This is a genomic window from Methylobacterium sp. R2-1, assembly GCF_014191355.1.
In the GTDB taxonomy this organism is placed as follows: domain Bacteria; phylum Pseudomonadota; class Alphaproteobacteria; order Rhizobiales; family Beijerinckiaceae; genus Methylobacterium.
Map to the genome: position 1 here is coordinate 247334 of NZ_JACHWM010000002.1, position 24971 is coordinate 272304.

General features: G+C 68.6%; 21 protein-coding genes and 1 tRNA gene. 15 read left to right on the top strand and 7 right to left on the bottom strand.

Annotated features, from left to right (window positions below):
* Positions 1–76 precede the first annotated feature (76 nt).
* The 7 genes from sucC to lpdA all read left to right on the top strand — a co-directional run bounded on the left by sucC (position 77) and on the right by lpdA (position 8693).
* Entirely contained in the window at positions 77–1273 is a 1197-nt protein-coding gene (gene sucC / locus FHU13_RS03800; protein ID WP_183434518.1) for an ADP-forming succinate--CoA ligase subunit beta, read from the top strand.
* An 8-nt stretch (positions 1274–1281) separates the two neighbouring features.
* On the top strand, positions 1282–2166 hold the full coding sequence (gene sucD / locus FHU13_RS03805; RefSeq protein ID WP_096484663.1) for a succinate--CoA ligase subunit alpha: 885 nt from the start codon (positions 1282–1284) through the stop codon (positions 2164–2166).
* Between the two features lie 213 nt (positions 2167–2379).
* Positions 2380–5370, top strand: coding sequence for a 2-oxoglutarate dehydrogenase E1 component (locus FHU13_RS03810; RefSeq protein WP_183434519.1), 2991 nt, complete (start codon positions 2380–2382; stop codon positions 5368–5370).
* Positions 5371–5377: 7 nt separating this feature from the next.
* Positions 5378–5734 carry a YciI family protein gene (locus tag FHU13_RS03815; RefSeq protein WP_183434520.1) on the top strand — a complete coding sequence of 119 codons (357 nt, stop codon included), beginning with the start codon at positions 5378–5380 and terminating at the stop codon, positions 5732–5734.
* A gap of 35 nt (positions 5735–5769) precedes the next feature.
* Positions 5770–7101 (top strand): 2-oxoglutarate dehydrogenase complex dihydrolipoyllysine-residue succinyltransferase, encoded by a 1332-nt coding sequence (gene odhB / locus FHU13_RS03820; protein WP_183434521.1) that lies wholly within the window; start codon positions 5770–5772, stop codon positions 7099–7101.
* A 6-nt stretch (positions 7102–7107) separates the two neighbouring features.
* A complete protein-coding gene (locus FHU13_RS03825; RefSeq protein ID WP_183434522.1) occupies positions 7108–7284 on the top strand; it encodes a hypothetical protein in 177 nt (58 codons plus the stop codon).
* 5 nt (positions 7285–7289) lie between these two features.
* On the top strand, positions 7290–8693 hold the full coding sequence (lpdA, locus tag FHU13_RS03830; RefSeq protein ID WP_183434523.1) for a dihydrolipoyl dehydrogenase: 1404 nt from the start codon (positions 7290–7292) through the stop codon (positions 8691–8693).
* A gap of 263 nt (positions 8694–8956) precedes the next feature.
* On the opposite strand, the gene FHU13_RS03835 is transcribed toward lpdA, so the two are convergent.
* From FHU13_RS03835 to FHU13_RS03850, 4 genes are all read right to left on the bottom strand, one after another.
* On the bottom strand, positions 8957–9589 hold the full coding sequence (locus FHU13_RS03835) for a sarcosine oxidase subunit gamma (RefSeq protein WP_183434524.1): 633 nt from the start codon (positions 9587–9589) through the stop codon (positions 8957–8959).
* Positions 9582–12608, bottom strand: coding sequence for a sarcosine oxidase subunit alpha family protein (locus FHU13_RS03840; protein ID WP_183434525.1), 3027 nt, complete (start codon positions 12606–12608; stop codon positions 9582–9584). Before FHU13_RS03840 ends, FHU13_RS03835 begins: the two co-directional genes overlap by 8 nt.
* On the bottom strand, positions 12605–12892 hold the full coding sequence (locus FHU13_RS03845) for a sarcosine oxidase subunit delta (RefSeq protein WP_183434526.1): 288 nt from the start codon (positions 12890–12892) through the stop codon (positions 12605–12607). Before FHU13_RS03845 ends, FHU13_RS03840 begins: the two co-directional genes overlap by 4 nt.
* Positions 12893–13007: 115 nt before the next feature.
* Positions 13008–14258: a sarcosine oxidase subunit beta family protein gene (locus FHU13_RS03850; protein WP_183434527.1), complete on the bottom strand. Its 1251-nt coding sequence runs from the start codon at positions 14256–14258 to the stop codon at positions 13008–13010.
* Between the two features lie 109 nt (positions 14259–14367).
* On the opposite strand from FHU13_RS03850, the gene FHU13_RS03855 reads away from it, so the two are divergent.
* From FHU13_RS03855 to FHU13_RS03890, 8 genes are all read left to right on the top strand, one after another.
* On the top strand, positions 14368–15363 hold the full coding sequence (locus FHU13_RS03855; RefSeq protein ID WP_183434528.1) for a GlxA family transcriptional regulator: 996 nt from the start codon (positions 14368–14370) through the stop codon (positions 15361–15363).
* A 295-nt stretch (positions 15364–15658) separates the two neighbouring features.
* Entirely contained in the window at positions 15659–16609 is a 951-nt protein-coding gene (locus FHU13_RS03860; protein WP_183434529.1) for a class II glutamine amidotransferase, read from the top strand.
* Entirely contained in the window at positions 16609–17298 is a 690-nt protein-coding gene (locus FHU13_RS03865; RefSeq protein ID WP_183434530.1) for a protein glxC, read from the top strand. Before FHU13_RS03860 ends, FHU13_RS03865 begins: the two co-directional genes overlap by 1 nt.
* Positions 17298–18644 carry an FMN-binding glutamate synthase family protein gene (locus tag FHU13_RS03870; protein WP_183434531.1) on the top strand — a complete coding sequence of 449 codons (1347 nt, stop codon included), beginning with the start codon at positions 17298–17300 and terminating at the stop codon, positions 18642–18644. The genes FHU13_RS03865 and FHU13_RS03870 overlap by 1 nt, the downstream gene beginning before the upstream one ends.
* A gap of 88 nt (positions 18645–18732) precedes the next feature.
* Entirely contained in the window at positions 18733–20031 is a 1299-nt protein-coding gene (gene glnT, locus FHU13_RS03875) for a type III glutamate--ammonia ligase (RefSeq protein WP_183434532.1), read from the top strand.
* Between the two features lie 57 nt (positions 20032–20088).
* Entirely contained in the window at positions 20089–20730 is a 642-nt protein-coding gene (locus FHU13_RS03880; RefSeq protein ID WP_183434533.1) for a hypothetical protein, read from the top strand.
* 109 nt (positions 20731–20839) lie between these two features.
* The gene (locus FHU13_RS03885) at positions 20840–21340 is read left to right on the top strand and encodes a hypothetical protein (RefSeq protein ID WP_409518475.1); all 501 of its coding nucleotides are present in this window, start codon (positions 20840–20842) and stop codon (positions 21338–21340) included.
* 144 nt (positions 21341–21484) lie between these two features.
* A tRNA-Gly gene (locus FHU13_RS03890) sits at positions 21485–21559 on the top strand.
* Between the two features lie 328 nt (positions 21560–21887).
* Here the strand turns inward: FHU13_RS03890 and FHU13_RS03895 are convergent.
* The 3 genes from FHU13_RS03895 to FHU13_RS03905 form a co-directional block, all read right to left on the bottom strand.
* A complete protein-coding gene (locus FHU13_RS03895) occupies positions 21888–22169 on the bottom strand; it encodes a hypothetical protein (protein WP_183434535.1) in 282 nt (93 codons plus the stop codon).
* A gap of 393 nt (positions 22170–22562) precedes the next feature.
* A complete protein-coding gene (locus FHU13_RS03900; RefSeq protein WP_183434536.1) occupies positions 22563–23492 on the bottom strand; it encodes a DMT family transporter in 930 nt (309 codons plus the stop codon).
* Between the two features lie 56 nt (positions 23493–23548).
* A complete protein-coding gene (locus FHU13_RS03905) occupies positions 23549–24817 on the bottom strand; it encodes an arsenic transporter (RefSeq protein ID WP_183434537.1) in 1269 nt (422 codons plus the stop codon).
* Positions 24818–24971 lie beyond the last annotated feature (154 nt).

Genomic DNA, 24971 nt, shown 5'->3' on the forward strand with positions numbered 1-24971 from the left:
AGCGCCCTCAGGCTCGGCGGCGGGAGGCTCGGGCCGCCCGCTCAGCCCACTTCCTTGCCCGTCCGACGAGGTCTCGATGAACATTCACGAATACCAAGCGAAGGCTGTCCTCAAGGAGTTCGGCCTGCCGGTCTCCCGCGGCGTGGCGATCTTCAGGCCCGAGGAGGCGGCCGCGGCAGCCGACGAGCTCGGCGGCCCGGTTTGGGTGGTGAAGTCGCAGATCCATGCCGGCGGACGCGGCAAGGGCACCTTCAAGGGCGCGCCCGAGGGCGCCAAGGGTGGCGTGCGCGTCACCAAGTCCAAGGACGAGGTGGTGCAGTTCGCGGGCGAGATGCTCGGGCAGACCCTGGTGACGGTGCAGACCGGCGAGGCCGGCAAGCAGGTCAACCGCCTCTACATCGAGGAAGGCGCCTCGATCGCCGCCGAGTTCTACCTGTCGATGCTGGTCGATCGCGAGACCGGCCGCGTCGCCTTCGTCGTCTCGACGGAAGGCGGCATGGACATCGAGCAGGTCGCCCACGACACCCCGGAAAAAATCGTCACCTTCTCGGTCGATCCGGCCACGGGGATCATGCCCCATCACGGCCGCGCGGTCGCCAAGGCACTCGGCCTGTCCGGTCCTCAGGCCAAGGAGGCGGGGGCGCTGACGGAGAAGCTCTACGCGGCCTTCACGGCCAAGGACATGAGCATGCTGGAGATCAACCCGCTGGTGCTCACCGGCGACGGTCATCTCAAGTGCCTCGACGCCAAGATCTCCTTCGACTCGAACGCCCTTTACCGGCACCCGGACATCGTCGCCCTGCGCGATGAGACCGAGGAAGATGCCAAGGAAATCGAGGCGTCGAAGTACGACCTCGCCTACATCGCGCTCGACGGCACCATCGGCTGCATGGTCAACGGCGCCGGACTCGCCATGGCGACGCTCGACATCATCAAGCTCTACGGCGAGGAGCCGGCGAACTTCCTCGATGTCGGCGGCGGCGCCTCGGAGGAGAAGGTCACGGCGGCGTTCAAGATCATCACCGCCGACCCTCAGGTGAAGGGCATCCTCGTCAACATCTTCGGCGGGATCATGAAGTGCGACGTCATCGCCCGCGGCGTGATCGCGGCGGTGAAGGCGGTCGGCCTCGAAGTGCCGCTCGTCGTGCGCCTGGAAGGCACCAACGTCGAGGAGGGCAAGGAGATCATCCGGAACTCCGGCCTCAACGTCATCCCCGCGGACGATCTCGACGACGCCGCGCAGAAGATCGTCGCCGCGGTGAAGAAGGGTTGAGCTGACAGATGTCCATTCTCATCGACCAGAACACCAAGGTCATCTGCCAGGGCTTCACCGGCAAGAACGGCACCTTCCACTCCGAGCAGGCCATCGCCTACGGCACCAAGATGGTCGGCGGCACGAGCCCGGGTAAGGGCGGCTCGACCCATCTCGGCCTGCCGGTGTTCGACACCGTCGCCGAGGCGCGCGAGGCCACCGGTGCCGATGCTTCCGTCGTCTACGTGCCGCCACCCGGCGCCGCGGATGCGATCTGCGAGGCGATCCAGGCGGAAATTCCGCTGATCGTCTGCATCACCGAGGGCATTCCGGTGCTCGACATGGTGCGGGTGAAGCGCGCACTCGAAGGCTCGAAATCCCGATTGATCGGGCCGAACTGCCCCGGCGTCGTCACCGCCGGCGCCTCGAAGATCGGCATCATGCCGGCCAACATCTTCAAGCCGGGCTCGGTCGGCATCGTCTCGCGCTCGGGGACCCTGACCTACGAGGCCGTGTTCCAGACCTCGAATGCCGGGCTCGGGCAGACGACCGCCGTCGGCATCGGCGGCGATCCGGTCAAGGGCACCGAGTTCATCGACATGCTCGAACTGTTCCTGGCCGATCCCAAGACCGAGTCGATCGTGATGATCGGCGAGATCGGCGGCTCGGCCGAGGAAGAGGCAGCGCAGTTCCTGGCCGACGAGGCCAAGCGCGGCCGCAAGAAGCCGATGGTCGGCTTCATCGCCGGTCGTACCGCCCCTCCCGGCCGCCGTATGGGCCATGCCGGCGCCATCATCTCCGGCGGCAAGGGCGGCGCCGAGGACAAGATCGCGGCGATGGAGGCGGCCGGCATCCGCGTCTCGCCGTCGCCGGCCCGGCTCGGCTCGACCCTGGTGGAAGTGCTGAAGGGTTGATGGGGTCTGTAACCGAGACCTGCGCGGCTGTGTTGCACCGCACGCGAGCTCGGGCGACCCATATGGAAGAACATGTCGGGGCGCGCCCGTGCCCCGGCCGGATCCGGAGGCGCGACGCGGGGCGGTAGCACTCCGCTCGGCTCGGCCACCGGATCGGACACGACGCGGCGGCAGGCTCAAAACAGCGCCGCCCGAGCGGTAGGACAGGCAGCGATGGCACGCCAGGACGCGAACGAAGCGCTTCTCCAAACCTCCTTCCTTTACGGCGCCAACGCCGCCTGGATCGAGGAATTGCAGGCGGCCTATGCCCGCGACCCGAACTCGGTCGATCCCGAGTGGCAGCGGTTCTTCAAGGATCTGGGCGAGGACGACGCCCTGGTGAAGAAGAACGCCGAGGGTGCCTCCTGGACCAAGCCGAACTGGCCGGTTCCACTCAACGGCGAGATCGTCTCCGCGCTCGATGGCAACTGGGGCGCGCTGGAAAAGGCGCTCGGCGAGAAGATCCAGGCCAAGGCCCAGCCCGGCAAGCCCGGCGACTCGGCCAAGGGCGCGGCCATCGTCGCCGCCACCGGCGTCTCGGTCGAGCAGGCCACCAAGGATTCCGTGCGCGCGATCATGCTGATCCGCGCCTACCGCATGCGCGGCCACCTGCACGCCAAGCTCGACCCGATCGGGCTCGCCCCGCGCGGCGACCACGAGGAGTTGCACCCGCAGCATTACGGCTTCCAGGAGAGCGACTGGGACCGGAAGATCTTCCTCGACAACGTGCTCGGCATGGAATTCTCGACGATCCGCGAGATCGTCGCGATTCTGGAGCGCACCTACTGCCAGACGCTCGGCGTCGAGTTCATGCACATCTCCGATCCCGAGGAGAAGGCGTGGATCCAGGAGCGCATCGAGGGCAAGGACAAGGAGATCTCGTTCACGCCCGAAGGCCGTCGAGCGATCCTGAACAAGCTGATCGAGGCCGAGGGCTTCGAGAAGTTCCTCGATCTCAAATACACCGGCACCAAGCGCTTCGGCCTCGATGGCGGCGAGTCGATGGTCCCGGCGCTGGAGCAGATCATCAAGCGCGGTGGTGCGCTCGGCGTCGAGGAGATCGTGCTCGGCATGGCCCATCGCGGCCGGCTGAACGTGCTCACCAACGTGATGGCCAAGCCCTTCCGGGCGGTGTTCCACGAGTTCAAGGGCGGCTCGGCCTCACCCGCCGAGGTCGAAGGCTCGGGCGACGTGAAGTACCATCTCGGCGCCTCCTCGGATCGCGCCTTCGATGACAACACCGTCCACCTCTCGCTCACCGCCAACCCGTCGCACCTTGAGATCGTCGATCCGGTGGTGCTCGGAAAAGTGCGCGCCAAGCAGGACCAGAAGGCCAAGCCGAACGTCGAGCGCCGCAAGGTGCTGCCGCTCCTGATCCACGGCGACGCGGCCTTTGCCGGCCAGGGCGTGGTGGCGGAGTGCTTCGGCCTGTCGGGGCTCAAGGGTCACCGCACCGGCGGCTCGATCCACTTCATCATCAACAACCAGATCGGCTTCACCACCGACCCGCGCTTCTCGCGCTCCTCGCCCTACCCGTCCGACGTGGCGAAGATGGTGGAGGCTCCGATCTTCCACTGCAACGGCGACGATCCGGAGGCCGTGACCTTCGCGGCCAAGGTCGCGACCGAGTACCGCCAGAAATTCGGCAAGCCGGTCGTGATCGACATGCTGTGCTACCGCCGCTTCGGGCACAACGAGGGCGACGAGCCGGCCTTCACCCAGCCGAAGATGTACCAGCGGATCCGCAAGCATCCGACCGCGCTGGAGACCTACGGCAAGAAGCTCGTGGAGCAGGGCGACCTGACCCAGGAGCAGCTCGACGCGCGCAAGGCCGAGTTCCGCTCCATTCTGGAGAGCGAGCTCGACGTCGCCGGCGGCTACAAGCCGAACAAGGCCGATTGGCTCGATGGGCGCTGGTCCGGCTTCAAGGCGGTGCGCGAGGACGTGGACGACCCCCGCCGCGGCCGCACCGGCGTGCCGGTCGAAACCCTGCGCGACCTCGCCACGCGGATCACCACGCCGCCGCCGGGCTTCCACCTGCACCGCACGATCCAGCGCTTCTTCGACAACCGCGCCAAGGCGGTCGAGACCGGAATCGGCATCGACTGGGCGACGGCGGAAGCGCTCGCCTTCGGCTCGCTGCTGATCGAGGGCCATCGGGTCCGGCTCTCGGGCCAGGACGTGGAGCGCGGCACCTTCTCGCAGCGCCACGCCGTGGTGATCGATCAGGAGAACGAGCAGCGCTACACGCCGCTCAACTCCGTGCGCGAGGGGCAGGCGAGCCTGGAGGTCATCAACTCGATGCTCTCGGAGGAGGCGGTGCTCGGCTTCGAGTACGGCTACTCGCTCGCCGAACCCAACTCCCTCGTGCTGTGGGAGGCGCAGTTCGGCGACTTCGCCAACGGCGCGCAGGTCGTCATCGACCAGTTCATCTCATCGGGCGAGCGCAAGTGGCTTCGCATGTCCGGCCTCGTGATGCTGCTGCCCCACGGCTACGAGGGCCAGGGACCGGAGCACTCCTCCGCGCGTCTGGAGCGCTATCTGCAGATGTGTGCCGAGGACAACATGCAGGTCGCCAACTGCTCGACGCCCTCGAACTACTTCCACATCCTGCGCCGCCAGTTGAAGCGCGACTTCCGCAAGCCGCTGATCCTGATGACGCCGAAATCGCTCCTGCGCCACAAGCGGGCGGTCTCGAAGATCGAGGACATCGCGGAGGGCTCGACCTTCCACCGCATCCTGTGGGACGACGCCGAGCACGATGAGAGCGGCGTCAAGCTCGTGCGCGACGACAAGATCCGTCGCGTCGTGCTGTGCTCCGGCAAGGTCTACTACGACCTCTACGACGAGCGCGAGAAGCGCGGCGTCAACGACGTCTACCTGATGCGCGTCGAGCAGCTCTACCCGTTCCCGCTCAAGGCGCTGGCCAACGAGATGAGCCGCTTCCGCAACGCGGAGGTGGTGTGGTGCCAGGAAGAGCCCAAGAACATGGGGTCGTGGACCTTCGTCGAGCCCTATCTCGACTGGGTGCTGGGCCAGGCCGGCTCCGCCTCGAAGCGGCCCCGCTATGTCGGCCGTCCGGCCTCGGCCTCGACCGCGGTCGGCCTGATGTCGAAGCACCTCGCCCAGCTCCAGGCCTTCCTCAACGAGGCTCTGGCGAACTGAAGCCCCGATGCCCTACTTCCTGCTCCGCCTGGAACCACCGCGCCCGACCTTCCCGTTCGATGCAACGGAGGCCGAGAAGGCGCTGTTCCAAGAGCACGCGGCCTACTGGATGGCGCGGGCGGAGGACGGAAGGGCGATCGCCGTAGGGCCGGTCTTCGAACCCGGCGATGCCGCCGATCCGGCCAAAACGCCTGCCAAGACCTGGGGCTTCGCCCTGGTCGAGGCTGCCGACGAGGCGGGCGCCGTCTCGCTCGGGGCCGCCGACCCGGTCATCCGTGCCGAGGCCGGCTTCAGCTACACCGCCGCGCCCGTCCCGTCCCTGATCCTGCGGCAGCCGCGAGGCGCGCCGTCACTTAAATCCTGAACAGGAGGCCCCCGGCCCGGGGGTGCGACAAGACCATGGCAACCGACATCCTCGTCCCGACGCTCGGCGAATCCGTGAGCGAGGCCACGATCGGCCGCTGGTTCAAGAAGCCCGGGGACACGGTGACCGCCGACGAGCCGTTGGTGGAGCTCGAGACCGACAAGGTCACGCTCGAGGTGAACGCGCCGGCCGCGGGCCAGCTCGGCGAGATCCTGGTCAAGGACGGCGAGACGGTGGAGCCCGGTGCGGTGCTCGGCTCGATCCTGGAGGGCGGCAAAGGTGCCGAAAAGGGCGCGGGCAAGCCGGAGAGCAAGCCTGCCGCGAAGAGCGCCGAGACGGCCGAGACCAAGACGCAGTCCCGCGAGGAGAAGGGCGACGGCAAACCCGCCAAGGCGGATGCGCCCGCCCAGGAATCCTCCGCCTCTTACGGAAGCCACGGCGATGCGCCGCCGGCAGGGGGCCGCGGCGCCGACGAGAGTGGCCCGGCGGTGGCCAAGCTCGCCCGCGAATCCGGCCTCGATCCGGCGAGCCTCAACGGCAGCGGCAAGGACGGTCGCGTGACCAAGGGCGACATGCTGGCTGCGATCGACAAGAGCAGCCAGAAGTCTTCGGTCCAAGATGCCAAGCCTCCAGCCCCCCCGCGCGCGCCCTCCGCGCCGGACGACGCCGCGCGCGAGGAGCGCGTGCGGATGACCAAGCTGCGCCAGACCATCGCCAAGCGCCTCAAGAGCGCCCAGGACACGGCGGCGATGCTGACCACGTTCAACGACGTGGACATGGGCGCGGTGATGGCCCTGCGGAGCCAGTACAAGGACATCTTCGAGAAGAAGCACGGTACGAAGCTCGGCTTCATGGGCTTCTTCACCAAGGCGGTGATCGGCGCGCTCAAGGACGTGCCGGCAGTCAATGCCGAGATCGACGGGCAGGACCTCGTCTACAAGAACTACTATCACATCGGTATCGCGGTCGGCACCGATAAGGGCCTCGTCGTCCCGGTGGTGCGCGACGCCGACGACCTGTCGATTGCCGGCATCGAGAAGAAGATCGCCGGCTTCGGCAAGAAGGCGCGTGAGGGCAAGCTCTCCATCGAGGAGATGCAGGGCGGCACCTTCACCATCACCAATGGCGGCATCTACGGCTCGCTGATGTCGACACCGATCCTCAACGCCCCGCAATCGGGCATTCTGGGGATGCACCGCATCGAGGAACGCCCTGTCGTGCGTGGCGGAAAAATCGAGGCGCGGCCGATGATGTATCTGGCGCTCTCCTACGATCACCGCATCGTCGACGGGAAGGAGGCCGTGACCTTCCTCGTGCGCGTCAAGGAGGCGCTGGAGGATCCGGCGCGTCTCGTGCTGGACCTGTAACCAGCGATGTCGGCAGCGATCGCAATGGCGATTTCGCCCGCGACGGCTGCCGACACCGACCTGCCGACGGCAGTATTGTTCGTCGTCTTGCTTGTTGATTTCGCCGCGATAGCCGCGCTGGCTTACCTGCTTTTCATCTCTGCGCGCGGGCTTGCTCGACTTCTTCTCCGACTCGTCAGGTAGACTTGATGTCCTACGATCTCGTCGTCATCGGCACCGGCCCCGGGGGCTATGTCTGCGCCATCCGGGCGGCCCAGCTCGGGCTGAAGACCGCGGTCGTCGAGAAGCGGGCGACCCACGGCGGCACCTGCCTCAACGTCGGCTGCATCCCGTCCAAGGCACTGCTGCACGCCTCCGAGGCGTTCGAGGAGGCCAACAAGCACTTTCCGGAGTTGGGCATCGACGTGGGCACGCCGAAGCTTGATCTCAAAAAAATGCAGGCGTTCAAGCAGAGCGGCGTCGACGGCAACACCAAGGGCGTCGAGTTCCTGCTCAAGAAGAACAAGGTCGAGACCTATCACGGCCGCGGGCGCATCGCGGGCGCCGGCCGGGTCGAGGTGATCTCGGACGACGGCGGCAACCAGCTGCTGGAGACGAAGAACATCGTCATCGCCACCGGCTCCGACGTGGCGCGGCTGCCCGGTGTCGAGATCGACGAGAAGACGGTGGTCTCCTCCACGGGTGCGCTCGAACTCGCCGAGGTGCCGAAGCGGCTCGTCGTGATCGGAGCGGGCGTGATCGGGCTCGAACTCGGCTCGGTCTGGCGTCGCCTCGGCGCCGAGGTGACGGTGATCGAGTATCTCGACCGCGTGCTGCCGGGCATGGACGGCGAGGTCGGCAAGCAGTTCCAGCGGATTCTGGCCAAGCAGGGCATGGTCTTCAAGCTCTCGACCAAGGTGACCGGCGTCGAGGTCAACAAGAAGGGCGGCGCGACCGTCACCGTCGAGCCGGCGCAGGGCGGCGAGTCGGAGAAACTTGAGGCCGACGTGGTGCTCGTGGCCATCGGCCGGGTGCCCTACACCGAGGGGCTCGGACTGGAGACGGTGGGTGTCGCCACCGATAACAAGGGCCGCATCGAGACCGACAACCACTACGCCACCAACGTCACCGGCATCTACGCCATCGGCGACGTGATCGCCGGGCCGATGCTGGCGCACAAGGCGGAGGACGAGGGCGTCGCGGTCGCCGAGATCCTGGCGGGGCAGTCCGGCCACGTGAATTACGGTGTGATCCCGAACGTCGTCTACACCTTCCCGGAGGTCGCCTCGGTCGGCAAGACCGAGGAGGAGCTGAAGAAGGACGGGATCACCTATAAGGCCGGCAAGTTCCCCTTCACGGCCAACGGCCGCGCCAAGGCCAACGGCACCACCGACGGCTTCGTGAAGATCCTCGCCGACGAGAAGACGGATCGCGTACTCGGCGTTCACATCGTCGGTGCGGATGCCGGCAACCTCATCGCCGAGGTCGCGGTGGCGATGGAGTTCGCGGCCTCCGCCGAGGACATCGCCCGCACCTGCCACGCCCACCCAACGCTGACGGAAGCCGTCAAGGAAGCCGCGCTCGCCGTCGACAAGCGGGCAATCCACGTCTGATCTCGTCGCAGCCGGCCTCGGCTTTCCGGGTCGGGCTGCCGTGCTGCGATCCTCCGTGGGCAGGCGGCATCCAACCTGAGGGACAACTCTGCGACTTCGTGCCGTTCACGAAGCCTGCAAGCCGTCGATTCCTATGGAACGAGCTTCTGACGCATTCGATTGACACGCGCACTCCGACCCCCTGGGTCGTACCCGCTGGAAAGTTTTGATGCCCTCGTCACCCAACAAGCCTGGGGGAGGGCGGCGCCCGTGATGATCCGGGATCAGACCGCGGATGCCTCGACCTCGTAACCGAACTCGGCCGCCGCGTGCTCCAGCCACTGCCAGAAGCTGCCGGCGAAGCTGCGGGCCACCGCGATCTCGTAGGTTGGTCCGGCATCGCGCTGCCAGAGCTGCACGCCGATATGGGCGATGCTCGTCACCGCCGCCCGGCCCGGCCCGAAGGCGCGGGGATGCAGGTCGACGGCGACGCCCTTGGCGAGCAGGGCGCGCGCCTGCGGCCCCGAGATCCGCACCAGGGCGCGGCTGTCGCTCTGGTCGGTGACCGCCGCGACGCCGCGGAGAACCTCGGGCAGGTCCCGAAGGCCCTGCGGCGAGGGCGCCAGTGCGAGCCACTGGCCGGGGGCGGACCAGATCAGACCGCGCTCGCCCTCGACATGCGCCGCGCCGGTCTCCGGCAGGGATAGGCCGAACCGCTCCGCCAGAGCAGCTTGTAAGTCGGCTTCCTTTCCATCCGCTGCGATCAGCGTGGCGAGGCCGAAGTTTTCGCGGAGCGTGAGGCGGATCCCCGCCGGCCCGTTCGCCGCGCCGTGCCGTCCGGTCTTCGCCACTCCCTCCCAGGCGCCGCGGGGGCGCCAGAGGGACGAGGGCGCTCGGGTCGTTGCCGCCTCAGACACGCAGCTTCTCCTCCTTGGGATCCACGAAGACCGGCGAACAGATCTCGACCTCGATGTCGGCGCCACGCACAGGGTCGTAGGCGCGTACCCGCTCGCCGTGGCGCTCCGCCCCCCGCCGGATCAGGCCGATGCCGATCCAGGTCCGCAGGCTCGGCGAGTAGGCGACCGAGGTCATCACGCCCTCGTCGGCCTCCAGGCTCGGCGCGGCGTCGAGCCGTAAGAAATGCGCGCCCGCCCGCACTCGGTCGCTGGGATCGACCGGGCGGAAACCCGCCAGGATCGGCCGGTCCGGATCGGTGAGCGCGGGGCGCTCCTTCATCAGGCGGCCGACATAGTCCTTCTTCTTCGCGAGCATCCCACCGAGGCCGAGGTCGCGGGCGGTGGTCTGGCCGTTGATCTCCGCGCCGGCCGCGTGGCCCTTCTCGATGCGCATCACCGAGAGCGCCTCGGAGCCGTAGGCGGTGATGCCGTAGGGCAGGCCCGCCTGCATCAGCGCCCGCCACGCCGCGTCGCCATAGGCTGCCGGCACCGCCAGTTCGTAGGCGAGTTCGCCCGAGAACGAGATGCGGAACAGCCGCGCCGGGATGCCGCCGCCGACGGTGATGTCGGCGCAGGCGAGGAACGGAAAGGCCTCGTTCGAGATGTCGAAGCCGGGATCGATGATCCGGCGTAGTGTATCGCGGGCGCGTGGACCGGCGACCGCGTATTGCGCCCATTGCTCGCTGACCGAGGCGAGTTGCACATCGAGCTCCGGCCACAACCATTGCCGGCAAAATTCAAGGTGCTGCATCACCCGCGCGGCGTTCGCCGTCGAGGCGGTCATGACGTAGTGCGTCTCGCCCATCCGCGCGACGGTGCCATCGTCCATGACGAAGCCGTCCTCGCGCAGCAGCACGGCGTAGCGCGCCTTGCCGACGGGCAGCGTCGCGAAGGGGTTGGCGCAGACCCGCTCGATGAAGGCCAGGGCGTCGCGGCCCTGGATGTCGATCTTGCCGAGCGTGGTGACGTCGCAGATTCCGACGCGGGCGCGCACCGTCTCGACCTCCCGCACCACCGTGTCGAGCCAGTCGGTCTCGCCGGGCCGCGGGAAGTAGGCGGGGCGCAGCCACAGACCGGTCTCGACGAAGACGCAAGCATTCTCCTCGGCCCAGGCGTGGGACGGGACGTGGCGGGTGGCGCGGAACTCCTTGCCCCGATGATGGCCGGCGAACGCGCCGATGGCGACCGGGGTGAAGGGCGGGCGGAACACCGTGGTGCCGACGCTCGGGATGTCCTTGCCCGTCAGCTCGGCCATGATCGAGAGGCCGGCGAGGTTCGAGGTCTTGCCCTGGTCCGTGGCCATGCCGAGGGTGGTGTAGCGCTTCAACAACTCGACCGCGCGAAAGCCCTCACGATGGGCGAGCTCGACGTCGGAGGCTGCCACGTCGTTCTGGAAATCGACGAAGGCTTTTCCGCGCGGCTTGGGCACGCGCCAGAGCGGCGTGTGATCGATGCTCTCCGGATCGGTTCTCGGAGTGGTCTCGGCCGTGGCGGTGAAGCCGCAGGCGGTCGCCGCCTCGGCGCCGGCCCGGGCGCCGCTCTCCAGGCATTCGGCGAGGGTGAAGCGACCGGCGGCGGCGCCCGCAGCCCGCATGCCGGAGGGAAGGGTGCCCGGCACGAAGGCGTGGATCGCCTCGTCCCAGACCGGCCGGCGCGACAGGTGTGAGTCGAGATGGACCACCGGATTCCAGCCATTGGCCATGGCGAGGCAGTCACAAGCGATCGTTTCGGTGCTGTGGTAGCCGTCCACGACCTGGATCGCGCTCAAGCCCAGATGGCCCTTGGTGCCGGCGACGTATCCGCCCGTCACCACCCGCGCCCCTGCCGCTTCCGCCATCCGGCGCAAGGCGGGAGGAACGTCGGTGCGCGTGTCGATCACGGCCGCGAGGCCGCCCCCCGCTTCCAGCACGTCGGCAGCGGTGCGCCAGCCGTCATCGCTCGACGTGAACACGGCGATGCGACGGCCCGGCAGCACGCCGTAGCGGTTGAGATAGGTCCGAACGGCGCCGGCCAGCATCACGCCGGGACGGTCGTTGCCGCCGAAGACGTGCGGGCGCTCGATGGCGCCGGCCGCGAGCACCGCGCGCCGCGCCACGATCCGCCACAGCCGCTGGCGCGGCGCATGGGCGGCCGGCACCGCAAGATGGTCGGAAACGCGCTCCACCGCACCGTAGGCGCCGTGATCGTAGACGCCGAACAGGGTGGTGCGGGAGAGGATGCGGACGTCCGGCATACTCTCCAGCTCGGCCACCGCGCGCGCGGCCCAATCGGCCCCGCTCTCGCCGCCGATCTCCCGCCGCTCCGCCAGCAGGCGGCCGCCGGTCGCGAAATCCTCGTCGACGAGGATCACCCGGGCGCCGGAGCGACCGGCGGCGAGCGCCGCCGACAAGCCGGCCGGGCCACCGCCGATGACGAGCACGTCGCAATGGGCGTGGGCGTGATCGTAGGTGTCGGGATCGGGCGCGTCGGCGGCCCGGCCGAGGCCCGCGGCGCGCCGGATCATCGGCTCGTACAGCTTCTCCCAAAGCGAGGCCGGCCACATGAAGGTCTTGTAGTAGAAGCCCGCCGCGAAGACCGGCGAGAGCAGGGCGTTGACCGAGAGCGCGTCGAGCGCGAGCGAGGGCCAGCGGTTCTGGCTCGTGGCCTCCAGCCCCTCATAGAGTTCGGCCATGGTGGCGCGGGTGTTGGGCTCGCGCCGCGCCCCGGAGCGGAGCTCCACCAGCGCGTTCGGCTCCTCCGAGCCCGCCGAGAGGATGCCGCGAGGCCGGTGGTACTTGAACGAGCGGGCGACGAGGCGCACGCCGTTGGCGAGCAGCGCCGAGGCCAGCGTGTCGCCGTGGAAGCCGGTGAGGCGTTTTCCGTCGAAGGTGAAGTCGCGGGGCCGGTTCCGGTCGATCAGACCGCCGCTGGCGGTGCGGAAGGGCTGGCCGGCGGAAGCCGTGGCAAGCGGCTCCACGCGCTGAAGAGCGAGCGTGGTCATGCGGCTTCTCCCGAGCGGCGCGCCCGCGCGACGTCGCGCGCCGGCTCGACGGCTTCAATCGCGTGGGTGCGGGTGTCGCGGGTCACGACCAGCCAGGAACGGCATCCGGCGGCGTGGTACCAGAGTTCGCGGATCGTCCCGGCCGGATTGTCGCGCAGGTAGACGTAGTCGTGCATGGCCTGGGCCGAGGCCTCGAGCCCGTCCGGGCGCTGAGGCGCGGCGTCGCCGAGGTAGCTGAACTCCCCGTTGTCGCGCTCGCCGCAATAGGGGCATCGGATGCGCATGGCGTGTCGTCCTTCTTAAGATCGGTGCCCGCTGGAGCGGGCATCGCAAGCGCGACCGCGTGTCGCCGCTCGTGCGGCGAATGGCGCCGGCACGGCCGGCGCCGCCAAAGGAGCGTCAATGCAGGTTGGGCTGGGCGCCCATACCCTTCTCGTCGATGAGATGACCGGTGGCGAAGCGATCAAGGCGGTAGGCGCTCGCATCCGCGTGCGGCGCGTCGCGGGCGATCAGGTGGGCAAAGCAGAAGCCTGCGGCGGGGGTCGCCTTGAAGCCGCCGTAGCACCAGCCGGCGTTGAGGTAGAGGCCGCCGATATCGGTGCGGTCGATGATGGGGCTGCCGTCCATCGACATGTCCATGATGCCACCCCAGTGGCGCAGCAACCGAAGGCGCCCGAGGCCCGGCCAGAGCGCCATGCCGCCCTCCATCACGTCCTCGATGGTGTGGAGGTTGCCGCGCTGGGCGTAGGAGTTGTAGCCGTCGATGTCGCCGCCGAAGACGAGGCCGCCCTTGTCCGACTGGCTGACGTAGAAGTGGCCGGCGCCGAAGGTCATCACGCAGTCGATGAGCGGCTTCACGCCCTCGCTGACGAAGGCCTGGAGCACGTGGCTCTCGATCGGCAGGCGCATGTCGACCATGCCGGCCAGCAGCGACGATGAGCCCGCCACCGACAGCGCCACTTTCTTTGCCCGGATGAAACCGCGGCTGGTCTCGACGCCGGTGACGCGGCCGTTCTCGCGGCGGATGCCGGTGACGGCGCAGTTCTGGACGATGTCGACGCCGCGGTCATTGGCGGCGCGGGCATAGCCCCAGGCGACCGCATCGTGGCGCACGGTGCCGCCGCGGCGCTGGAGCAGGCCGCCCTTCACGGGGAAGCGCGCATTGTCGAAGTCGATGAACGGCACCATCGCCCGCACGCCCTCGCGGTCGAGCAGTTCCGCATCGATCCCGGCGAGCCGCATGGCGTTGCCGCGGCGGGCATAGGCGTCGCGTTGCGCGTCCGAATGGTACAGGTTCAGCACGCCGCGCTGGCTGACCATGGCGTTGTAGTTGATGTCCTGCTCCAGCCCCTCCCAGAGCTTCATCGACCGCTCGTAGAACGGGATGTTGCCGGGCAGGCCGTAATTCGAGCGCACGATAGTGGTGTTGCGCCCGACATTGCCGGAGCCGATGTGGCTCTTCTCCAGCACGGCGACGTTGGTGATGCCGTGCTCCTTGGCGAGATAATAGGCGGTGGCGAGCCCGTGCCCGCCGCCGCCGACGATCACCACATCGTAGGCTTCCTGCGGAGCGACGTCGCGCCATTGCGGGGTCCAGTCGCGCTGGCCGCGCAGGGCTTGGCCCAGAACGCTGAAGAGGGAGTAGCGCATGCGGGGATCCGCTCATCGGCGAAGGTGTATCGCTCGTCCTCAGCAATAGCCGACAGCATCCGCGTTCAGGCTTGCATTTCGCGACATAGTTCCGGCAAATCGCGCAGAAATGCGCGATGTCACGGAATCGACCGGTCGTGCCCGGTCCGGGCGCAGGGCGCCGCGGGCGGAAAGGCCCGCCCCCCGAACGGTCGGCTTCGTGCTGGTGCCGGACTTTCCGCTGATGGCCTACACCGCGGCGGTCGAGCCGCTCCGCGCCGCCAACACCCTGTCGGGCTGCGAACTCTATCGCTGGTGGCACGCCGCGCCCGGCGGTGGTGTGGTGCAGGCTTCGAACGGGCTCGGCATCCTCACCGACGTCGCCGTCGGCGCAAATGCGAGCGCCGACCGCGTCTTCGTCTGCGCCGGCGGCAACCCGGCCGATTTCGATGATTCGTCCCTGTTCGCGTGGCTGCGCGGACTCGCCCGCCACGGGGTGACGCTCGGCGGCATCTCCGGCGGCCCGTACCTTCTCGCCCGCGCCGGCCTGCTTGTCGGAAGGCGCTGCACGCTGCACTGGGAGCACGTCCCGGCCTTCGAGGAGCGCTATCCCGATATCGAGGTGGTCCGCTCGCTGTTCGAGATCCAGGGCGACCGAATCACCTGCTCCGGCGGCATCGCCGCCCTCGACCTGATGCTCGACCTGATCGGGCGCGACCACGGCGCCGGCCTCGCGGCGGGCGTCAGCGACTGGTTCCTGCACAACCAGATCCGCGAGGGCCTGAGCCCGCAACGAATGGATCTGCGCCAGCGCTTCGGTGTGCGCGACCCGCGCCTGTTGCGGGCGCTCGCCGCGATGGAGGCGAACCTCGAAGCGCCGCTCTCCCGCGAGACCCTGGCGGATCTCGCCCGCGTCTCGGTGCGGCAGTTGGAGCGTCTGTTTCGCGACGGACTCGGGCGAGGCCTCCACCGCCATTACCTGCACCTGCGCCTCGATCGGGCGCACCAGCTCGGCCGTGAGAGCGCGCTGAGTCGCGCCGAGATCGCCACCGCGACGGGTTTTGCGAGTGCGGACGAGCTGTCGCGGGCCGAGCGGCGGCGCAGGCAGCAGGGGGCGGAGGCTTGAGACCGTCGCCGTCGTCCACCCCGCCGTGATTGCGGGCATCCGCGAAGCAAGCGAGGAGCGCGAACGTTCAGAGGAGGGCAGCGCCCTGGAATGCTCCGCCTCTGCCTCGTGATCACGGGGAACAAGCTGTCAGGGCCGATTCGAACCATCAGACGATCGCTGCGAGAGAACGCGCTCTACCGAGCACGACCGCACCTTTCGTTTCATGAGAGGAAATTTTCGTGCTTGAAAGTTGACGTGGCCGCGAGGTCGTGCGATCAATCTCAATAGTGATCGAACGGACGGGGCGACGCCGATGTGCGGTATTGTCGGACTATTCCTCAAGAATCCGAAGCTTGAACCGCAGCTCGGCGCGATGCTCTCCAAGATGCTGGAGACGATGACCGATCGCGGTCCGGACAGCGCGGGCTTCGCAGTCTACGGCTCGGACGGCGTCTCGGATGCCGGCAGCGTGAAGCTGACCCTGCGCGGCCCCGGTCCGGCCGATCTGCGCAAGGCCGTCGCAGGGATGGAGGAGGCGCTTGCCCTCTCCACCGAGGCGACCGAGCGTGACACCCACACGGTCCTCGCCGTGCCCGCCGAGCGTGAGGCGGACATCCGCGCCTGGCTCCGGGACAACGCTCCCGGCATCGACGTGGTGAGCGCGGGTAAGCGCATGGAGATCTACAAGGAGGTCGGACTACCGGCCGCCGTCGCCGAGCGCTTCGCCCTCGAGCGGATGACGGGCACCCACGGCATCGGCCATACCCGCATGGCCACCGAGAGCGCGGTGACGACCAACGGTGCCCACCCGTTCTCCACCGGCACCGACGAGTGCCTCGTCCATAACGGCTCGCTGTCGAACCACAATGACCTGCGCCGCCGCCTTCGGCACGAGGGCCTGAGCTTCGCTACCCAGAACGACACCGAGGTCGCCGCCGGTTACCTCAGCTGGCGCATGCGCGAGGGCGCCTCCTTGAAGGAAGCGCTCGAATCGAGCCTGACCGATCTCGACGGCTTCTTCACCTTCGTGGTCGGCACCGAGACCGGCTTTGCCGTGGTGCGCGATCCCATCGCCTGCAAGCCCGCCGTGATGGCCGAGACCGACGACTACGTCGCCTTCGGCTCCGAGTACCGGGCGCTGGTCGGCCTGCCCGGCATCGACACCGCCCGCGTGTTCGAGCCCGAGCCGGCCAAGGTCTATGCGTGGGAGCGCCAAGTCGGGAGATCGACGGGTGCGGATCACGCCTCCGGGGAGCGCCAGTAATGCCGAGCTTCGACCTGCGATCCGCGCCCCTGCGCGAGCTGAACCGGACCCTGCACGCCCTGCGGCCCGACACCAACGAGACCCACTGGACCGTCACCGGCCCGGACGGGCGCCACGCCATCGCCGCCGGGCTCGACGCGCCGGTCTCGGTCGAGATCGAGGGCAATGTCGGCTATTACTGCGCCGGCATGAACAAGCTCGCGACCGTTCTCGTCAACGGCAATGCGGGCGTCGGGGTCGCCGAGAACATGATCTCCGGCCTCGTCCACGTGCGGGGCGATGCCAGCCAGTCGGCCGGTGCCACGGCCCATGGCGGCATGCTCATCATCGACGGCAATGCGGGCGCTCGCTGCGGTATCTCGATGAAGGGCGTCGACATCGTCGTGAAGGGCTCGATCGGCCACATGTCGGCCTTCATGGCCCAGGCCGGCACGCTCACGGTGCTGGGCGACGCGGGCGAGGCGCTCGGCGATTCGCTCTACGAGGCGAAGCTCTACGTGCGCGGCTCGGTCAAGAGCCTCGGCGCCGACTGCGTCGAGAAGGAGATGCGCGAAGAGCACCTGCGGGAACTCGCCGACAAGCTCGCCGCCGCCGGTCTCGCCGGGGAGGTGAACCCCAGCGAGTTCCGCCGCTACGGCTCGGCCCGCACCCTCTACCACTTCCACGTCGACAACGCCGGAGCCTATTGATGACCGATCATCGCCAGCCTCCGCGCACAAAACCGCGCCTGTCGGCGACCTTCACCCCCGACGTGATGTCCGAGATCCGCCGCGCGGCGGCCACCGGCATCTACGACATCCGCGGTGCCGGCGCGAAGCGCGCGCTGCCCCATTTCGACGACCTGCTGTTCCTCGGGGCCTCGATCAGCCGCTACCCGCTGGAGGGCTACCGCGAGCGCTGCGGCACCGAGGTGGTGCTGGGCTCGCGCTTCGCCTCGAAGCCGATCCACCTGAAGACGCCGGTCACCATCGCCGGCATGAGCTTCGGCTCGCTCTCGGCCAACGCCAAGGAGGCGCTCGGACGCGGCGCGACCATCGCCGGCACCTCCACCACCACGGGCGACGGCGGCATGACGCCGGAGGAGCGCGGCCACTCCAAGACCCTGGTCTACCAGTACCTGCCCTCCCGCTACGGCATGAACCCGGACGACCTGCGCAAGGCCGACGCCATCGAGGTCGTCATCGGCCAGGGCGCCAAGCCCGGCGGCGGCGGCATGCTGCTCGGCCAGAAGATCACCGAGCGCGTCGCCGGCATGCGCTGCCTGCCGCCCGGCGTCGATCAGCGCTCCGCCTGCCGTCACCCGGACTGGACCGGGCCGGACGACCTCGCCATCAAGATCGAGGAACTGCGCGAGATCACCGACTGGGAGAAGCCGATCTATGTCAAGGTCGGCGCCTCGCGCCCCTACTACGACACCGCGCTCGCGGCGAAATCCGGCGCCGACGTGGTGGTGCTCGACGGCATGCAGGGCGGCACCGCCGCGACGCAGGACGTGTTCATCGAGCATGTCGGCATCCCGACGCTCGCCGCGATCCGCCCGGCGGTACAGGCGCTGCAGGATCTGGGGCTCCACCGCAAGGTGCAGCTCGTGGTCTCGGGCGGCATTCGCTCCGGCGCGGACGTGGCCAAGGTGCTGGCGCTCGGCGCCGACGCGGTCGCCATCGGCACCGCCGCCCTGATCGCGCTCGGCGACAACGATCCCCGTTGGCAGGCGGAGTACGAGGCGCTCGGCACCACGGCCGGCGCCTACGACGACTGGCACGAGGGGCGCGATCCCGCCGGCATCACGACGCAGGATCCGGAACTCGCCAAGCGCCTCGATCCGGAACTCGCGGGACGCCGGCTCGCCAACTACCTCGCGGTGATGACGCTGGAAGCCCAGACCATCGCGCGGGCCTGCGGCAAGAGCCACCTGCACAACCTCGAACCCGAGGATCTGGTGGCGCTCACGATCGAGGCCGCGGCGATGGCGCAAGTGCCGCTCGCCGGCACCGGCTGGATTCCGGGCAAGAACCCCACGACGTCCGGCATGTGAACTGCGAGGGCCGCTCCTGAAGCTTCGAGGGCGGCCCTAATTTTTTCTGGTGATGGGGCCGAACCAACAATCCGGGAGGATTCTTGCAATGTCGCACGATCTCGAAATCGCCGCCCGGGAACGCGGCATCAAGTACTTCCTTGTGTCGTATACCGACCTGTTCGGCACTCAGCGCGCCAAGCTGGTGCCGGCCGCCGCGATCGGCAGCACCTGCCGCAACGGCGCAGGTTTTGCCGGATTCGCCACCTGGCTCGACATGAGCCCGGCCGACGCCGATCTTCTGGCGATGCCGGATCCCGAGGGACTGATCCAGTTGCCCTGGAAGCCGGAAGTCGGCTGGCTGCCCGCCGACCTCGTAATGAACGGCAAGGCGGTCGAGCAGGGCCCGCGCAACATCCTCAAGCGCCTGATCAAGGAGGCGGCCCGCGAGGGGCTGCAGATGAAGAGCGGCGTCGAGTGCGAGTTCTTCCTGATCACGCCCTGCGGTTCGGAACCCGCCGACACCGCCGACAAGCAGACCAAGCCCTGCTACGACCAGTCCGCCCTGATGCGCCGCTACGAGGTGATCACCGAGATCTGCGACGCGATGCTGAGCCTCGGCTGGAAGCCGTACCAGAACGACCACGAGGACGCGAACGGCCAGTTCGAGATGAACTGGGACTACGACGACGCGCTGATCACCGCCGACCGGCACGCCTTCTTCAAATACATGACCCGCTCGATCGCCGAGAAGCACGGCTTCCGCGCGACCTTCATGCCCAAGCCCTTCATGGACCTGACGGGCTCCGGCTGCCACGCCCACGTCTCGCTCTGGCGCGACGGCCAGAACGTGTTTTCCGACCGTTCGGACGAGATCGGCCTGTCGCAGCTGGGCTACAACTTCATCGGCGGCCTGATCCACTCCGCCGACGCGCTCGCGGCGCTCACCAACCCCTGCGTGAATTCCTACAAGCGCATCAACGCACCGCGCACCACCTCCGGCGCCACCTGGGCGCCCAACACGGTCACCTATACGGGCAACAACCGCACCCACATGATCCGCATTCCCGACGGCGGACGCTTCGAGTTCCGCCTCGCCGACGGCGCGGCCAACCCCTACCTGCTCCAGGCCGGCATCCTCGCCGCCGGCCTCGACGGCATCCGCAACGGGCGCGATCCGGGCCAGCGGCTCGACATCAACATGTACACCGACGGACACACGGTGGAGGGCGTGAAGCGCCTGCCGCTCAACCTGCTCGACGCGCTCCGCGCCCTCGAGGCCAGCCCCGTCCTCAACGAGGCGCTCGGCGCCTTCGTGCCGAGCTACCTCAAGCTCAAGCGCTCGGAATGGGACGATTACTGCCGCCACCTCACCCAGTGGGAGCGCGACACCACTCTCGACTGTTGAGCCCCACCCACGGCCACGATAAGGGCACGGCAGCGCTCCCGGAAGGAAGACCGAGCCGTGCCTGTCGACCTTCGAGGCCGCTTCCATGCTCTGTGGTCCCGTGCGGTCGGCCCCGCCGGGCTCGAGGAGGCGTGGCGGGCGCTCGATGCCGGTTACGGCGAGGCCGCGCGCCACTACCACGATTGGCGGCACGTCGCGGCGCTGCTCGAAGGGCACGACGCCGTGCGCCCGCGCGCATCCTTCGCCGGCCCGGTCTCCGACGCGATCGATCTCGCGATCTTCTTCCACGACGCGATCTATGATCCGGCCCGTCAGGACAACGAGGCTCGCAGCGCCGCCCTGCTGAGAACCTGCGTCGGGGCGGCCGCGGATTCGGAACTTCTGTCCCTGTCGGAGGCGATGATCCGCGCGACCGCCGACCATGCACCGCAGGCCGACCCGGCCGTGCGTCTGATGCTCGACCTCGATCTGGCAATCCTCGGCGCGCCGCGCCCGGACTACGAGACCTACGTCGCGGCAGTCCGGCGCGAATATGCCGCCGTGCCCGATCCGGTCTGGCGCGTCGGGCGTGCCTTGGTGCTGGAGCGTTTCCTCGCCCGCCCGCACCTCTTTCAGACCGATTCCTTCCGCGCTCGGTTCGAGACCGGAGCCCGCGCCAACCTCGCGACGGAAGCGGCGGCCCTGAAGAGGGACTCATAAAACGCCCGGTCGCCGGTCGGCGGCTTGCCCGAGCCGGCTCGGAGACCTATCGATCACTTCGCCCCGCCGGTATTCCGGTGCGGGACAAGGATCCGACCTGCCGATGCGGATGCTGGGACGCCTCCTGCTCGCGGCCTTCGCCGTGATGATGGCCATTCCCGCCGGAACACTGGCGCTCACCGCCGGCGTGCTCCTCGACCCATCCTTCCGCGAGGCGTTCGGCCGGCTCGGCCTCGTTGGGCTGTTGGCCGGCTTGTCGGACTTCGCCGCCGGCGTCCCGCCGGAGGTGGCGGTGATGGCCGCCATCGGCCTCGCCCAGGCGCTCGGCCTCCTGCTGATCCTGCCCCCCGCGCTCACCGCGCTGATCGGCGAAATGCTCGGGCTACGCTCTCCGGTCTGGTATGGCGGCGCGTCGGGCGGCCTGACGGCGCTCCTGCCCTGGCTCGCCCGCGGCAGCGTAGCCCGACCCTCCGGCTCTGAGGCAGCGGCGGCGGAGGGTCGGCTTGCCGCGATCCTGCTTCTGGCCGGCGCCGTCTCCGGCCTCGTCTACTGGCTGATCGCGGGCCGCACCGCCGGGGCCCGATCCCTCGATCGGACCGGCCCCGCTTGATCGAAGCGGATCCGGCGGCGGACGCATTTTTGGGGTGGACAGGCGCCGGCCATCGCTTATGAAAATGACAGGCTCCCGACGTCTCCGGCTTCGGGAACTCCTGTCCGGCTCAAGGAAGCGCCAGCGCCTCATGAGCGGCCGGATGCGGGCGTAGTTCAGTGGTAGAACGTCAGCTTCCCAAGCTGAATGTCGTCGGTTCGATCCCGATCGCCCGCTCCAACTAACCAGCTGAAGCGTCAGCCTTTTTAACGCTCTACCGCTGACCTCGCATTCCTCTCGCGCCGCGCAGGTATCGAACCGGACAATCGGAGCGAGAGCCCGCGCGTGTCAGCTCGCCTCGGTGGCCTTCGGAGTGAGAGCCTCGACCGAGGCAAGATCAAGCGCGACGTGTCATCGAGCGCATTGCACCGCCGGGACGGGGCGCAGACTGGCTCACAATCGATGAGCGGTCCCGCCGCCCGATCCGCTCACGGGCTGACGGGTCCCGTCATGGTTCCCGTCACTCCCGTCGGGCGGGTCCTCTGGACCGCCGAAGCGGCGGGTGACCTCACCGCGACGGGCCACCAGAGGTCATGCCGTAGTTGGGCACGGAGCGGTCATTGAGTTCCGCGTTGCCTTCCTTGGCGGAGCGGTCGATGCCGTGGCCCCAAACCGGACCGATCGAACCGGTCGTCAAATCGTCGTAGGCATTCGGAGCCGGACGATCCGTGAAGAAGCTCGACGGCTTCTCACCTCGGACCGTTGAGATATTCTGAGCAAGAACAGGAGAGGAGATCGCACTGACACCGAGGACAACAGCGGCGATGGTGGGATTGATACGAATGTTCATGGCACAACCCGATAAGGTTTGCGCGGTCTCCGTCGAGTGGCGGCTGGCCGTGACTTGTTGCGTGACCCTGAGTTAGGTCCGATCTCTCTGGAATTACGTGCCATTTGGCACCACACCATCGACGACTGCTGTTTCAGGTGCTTCGGCGATCGTCCTGACACCGTCCGGACATACCATCGAGGTGCGGGCCGGCACTGCGTCCAGATGGCATCGGCGCCTCGGCGGGCGGCGATCCGCGAGCCAATTACCGGCGAGGCTGAGAAAACGTCCCGTGCCTGCCCGATCCGGAGAGACGATGATCATGGCTCGGTCGCGCAGGACGGCGAACGCCGGTCGGCAGGAGCAGATCGGGCCCGATCTCCGCGAGCGCGGCACACGTCGGTTCGCGGGCCGTCAGAACAGCGAGATCACGAGGATCCCGGCCACCATCAGCGCTGCCCCACCGAGCCGCGACGCGCCGGCCCGGACCTGCTTCATGCCGAGCCAGCCGAAATGGTCGAGCGCCACCGAGGTCAGGAGGTTGGCGGTGATCAGCAGGCCGTTGAAGGCCCCCGCGCCGACCTTGTCGACGAAGAGCAGACCCGCGAACACCGCGACCGCGCCGGTGAGGCCGGCGAGCGGCATCCACCAGCGCATGCCCTCGACATCCGCCCGCCGCGGCAGCGGCTTCGGCCGCAGCAGGAAGACCAGCACGAACACGAACACCACCGGCAGGAACGAGACGAGCGCCGCCAGCCAGGGATTGATCAGGGCGCCGCGCAGCTGCGCGTTCCACACCACACCGATCGCCTGCAGGGCGCCCGCGACGGCGATGAACGGGTAGAGCAGCTTCGGATTCAGGCCGTGTCCGGCTTCCCTGCCCGAGTCCTTGTCGGGTGTGACCCGCGCGATGAAGGTGACGCCGACCGCCATCAGCAGCCCGCCGAGCCAGGGCATCGGCTTGAACCCGCCGCCCTGCAGCCCGAATAGGCCGAGCGCATCGAGGGCCAGCGAGGTCAGGATGTTGGCCGTCAGGGTCAGGCCGTTGAATGGCCCGGCCCCGACCTTGTCGACGAGAGCGAGCCCGCCGAACACCGCGACCGCGCCCGCCACGCCGCCCAGTGGGGCGTACCACGGCATGGCGCCGAGACTCTCCAGGCTCGGCAGCGGCGTCGGCATCACGAGGAACAGCGTCGCGAAGACGAACACGATCGGTAGGAACGAGACGGAGGCCGCCAGGAACGGATTGACGAGCCGCCCGCGCAGTTGCGCGTTCATGGAGTTGCCGAGGGCCTGGAGCACGCCGGCCACGATGATGAAGGGGTAGAGCAGGGCGGCGGTCACGGGCACGTCTCCGGAGCGGGCAAGGGGGCGGGCAGGGGGGTGGGCAGGGGCGGGGATCAGACGAGGATCAGGGCAGCGAGGGCGAGGACCAGGGCCGGCGGCATCACAAGAATGCCGAGCTTGAGGAAACCCCACACCGAGACGTCCTCACCCTCGCGGCGGATCGCGGTGAGCCAGAGGATCGTCGCCAGCGAGCCCGTGACCGACAGGTTCGGTCCGAGATCGATGCCGATCAGGATCGCGCCCGCGACCTTCTCCGGCACCTGCGCGGCCTGCACCGCGGCTCCGGCCAGAAGCCCCGCCGGCAGGTTGTTGACGAGATTCGAGCCGAAGGCGACGACGGCCCCGCCGGCCCAGGCGGCCGCCGAGGGGTCGGCCTGCACCGCCCGCTTCAGGAGATCGGCGAGCATCCCGAGGACGCCGGTCCTCTCGAGGGCCTCGACCAGGACGAACAGGCCGGCCACCAGCGGCAGGACGCCCCACGAGACATCCTTCGCGACCTCGACGAGACCACCGCGGTTGATCCCGAGCACGATGAGGGTGGTGGCCAGCCCCGCGATGAAGGTCGGCAGGCCGAGCTCGATCCCGGCCGCCGAGGCACCGATCAGGGCCGCGCCGGTGGCGACGATGCCGGCCCCGGCGATCTTGCCGCCGGTTCCCAACACGGGCGTCTCGACCTCGGTTGCGACCGTCTCCGCTTTCAGTCGCGCGTTCTGCGTCAGGCGCAGGACAGCGTAGGTCGTCAGGATCGCCAGGACCGATGGCAGGGTGAAGGTCGCGAGCCACCGGCCGAGCGGCGGCATGTGTTCGGCGAAGACGACGAGGTTGGCCGGGTTGGAGATCGGCAGGACGAAGCTCGCCGCATTGGCGATGAAGGCGCAGATGAAGAGGTAGGGCAGCGGCTGCTTCACTCCGGCCGCCTTGGTGGCGGCGAAAACGGCCGGCGTCAGCACGACGGCGCAGGCGTCGTTCGAGAGGAAGACGGTCACCACCGTGCCGACGACGTAGACGAGCAGAAACAATCGCGTCGCCGACCCCTTCGCGGCCCGCACCGCGTGGGCGGCGAGCCAGTCGAACAGCCCTTCCTTTCGGGCGATTTCCGAGAGCAGCATCATCCCGATGAGGAAGAGGTAGACGTCGGTGCCTTTGGCCACGCCCACGAGGGCCGCGCTCCACGGCATCAGGCCGAGAGCGACGAGGAGCACGGCGCCGAGCACGGCCCAGATCGCTTCGGGCCAGGAGAAGGGCCGCAGGATCACGCCGAGCGTCGCCAGCGCGGCGATGCTCCACGTCGCCAAGTTCGGGGTCAGGATGAGCGCGCCCATCGGCGTCCGGCTTCCTTCGTTTCGAGGGTTAGGAGATCACGCGCCGACGGAGGCTCACCGCTGGCGCCCGTTCCGGTTCGGGCCGCGCCGGATTCCAAGCAAGTCTTTTTCGCAAGTCTTTTTCGGGCCAAGGGCCAAGCTCCGGTCGCGTCGG

Bases quoted from the DNA above. Each gene is read 5' to 3' on its own strand.
- sucC (WP_183434518.1), top strand. From the start codon at position 77: ATGAACATTCACGAATACCAAGCGAAGGCTGTCCTCAAGGAGTTCGGC.
- sucD (WP_096484663.1), top strand. From the start codon at position 1,282: ATGTCCATTCTCATCGACCAGAACACCAAGGTCATCTGCCAGGGCTTC.
- FHU13_RS03810 (WP_183434519.1), top strand. From the start codon at position 2,380: ATGGCACGCCAGGACGCGAACGAAGCGCTTCTCCAAACCTCCTTCCTT.
- FHU13_RS03815 (WP_183434520.1), top strand. From the start codon at position 5,378: ATGCCCTACTTCCTGCTCCGCCTGGAACCACCGCGCCCGACCTTCCCG.
- odhB (WP_183434521.1), top strand. From the start codon at position 5,770: ATGGCAACCGACATCCTCGTCCCGACGCTCGGCGAATCCGTGAGCGAG.
- FHU13_RS03825 (WP_183434522.1), top strand. From the start codon at position 7,108: ATGTCGGCAGCGATCGCAATGGCGATTTCGCCCGCGACGGCTGCCGAC.
- lpdA (WP_183434523.1), top strand. From the start codon at position 7,290: ATGTCCTACGATCTCGTCGTCATCGGCACCGGCCCCGGGGGCTATGTC.
- FHU13_RS03840 (WP_183434525.1), bottom strand. From the start codon at position 12,608: ATGACCACGCTCGCTCTTCAGCGCGTGGAGCCGCTTGCCACGGCTTCC.
- FHU13_RS03845 (WP_183434526.1), bottom strand. From the start codon at position 12,892: ATGCGCATCCGATGCCCCTATTGCGGCGAGCGCGACAACGGGGAGTTC.
- FHU13_RS03850 (WP_183434527.1), bottom strand. From the start codon at position 14,258: ATGCGCTACTCCCTCTTCAGCGTTCTGGGCCAAGCCCTGCGCGGCCAG.
- FHU13_RS03855 (WP_183434528.1), top strand. From the start codon at position 14,368: ATGCGCGATGTCACGGAATCGACCGGTCGTGCCCGGTCCGGGCGCAGG.
- FHU13_RS03860 (WP_183434529.1), top strand. From the start codon at position 15,659: ATGTGCGGTATTGTCGGACTATTCCTCAAGAATCCGAAGCTTGAACCG.
- FHU13_RS03865 (WP_183434530.1), top strand. From the start codon at position 16,609: ATGCCGAGCTTCGACCTGCGATCCGCGCCCCTGCGCGAGCTGAACCGG.
- FHU13_RS03870 (WP_183434531.1), top strand. From the start codon at position 17,298: ATGACCGATCATCGCCAGCCTCCGCGCACAAAACCGCGCCTGTCGGCG.
- glnT (WP_183434532.1), top strand. From the start codon at position 18,733: ATGTCGCACGATCTCGAAATCGCCGCCCGGGAACGCGGCATCAAGTAC.
- FHU13_RS03885 (WP_409518475.1), top strand. From the start codon at position 20,840: ATGCTGGGACGCCTCCTGCTCGCGGCCTTCGCCGTGATGATGGCCATT.
- FHU13_RS03895 (WP_183434535.1), bottom strand. From the start codon at position 22,169: ATGAACATTCGTATCAATCCCACCATCGCCGCTGTTGTCCTCGGTGTC.
- FHU13_RS03905 (WP_183434537.1), bottom strand. From the start codon at position 24,817: ATGGGCGCGCTCATCCTGACCCCGAACTTGGCGACGTGGAGCATCGCC.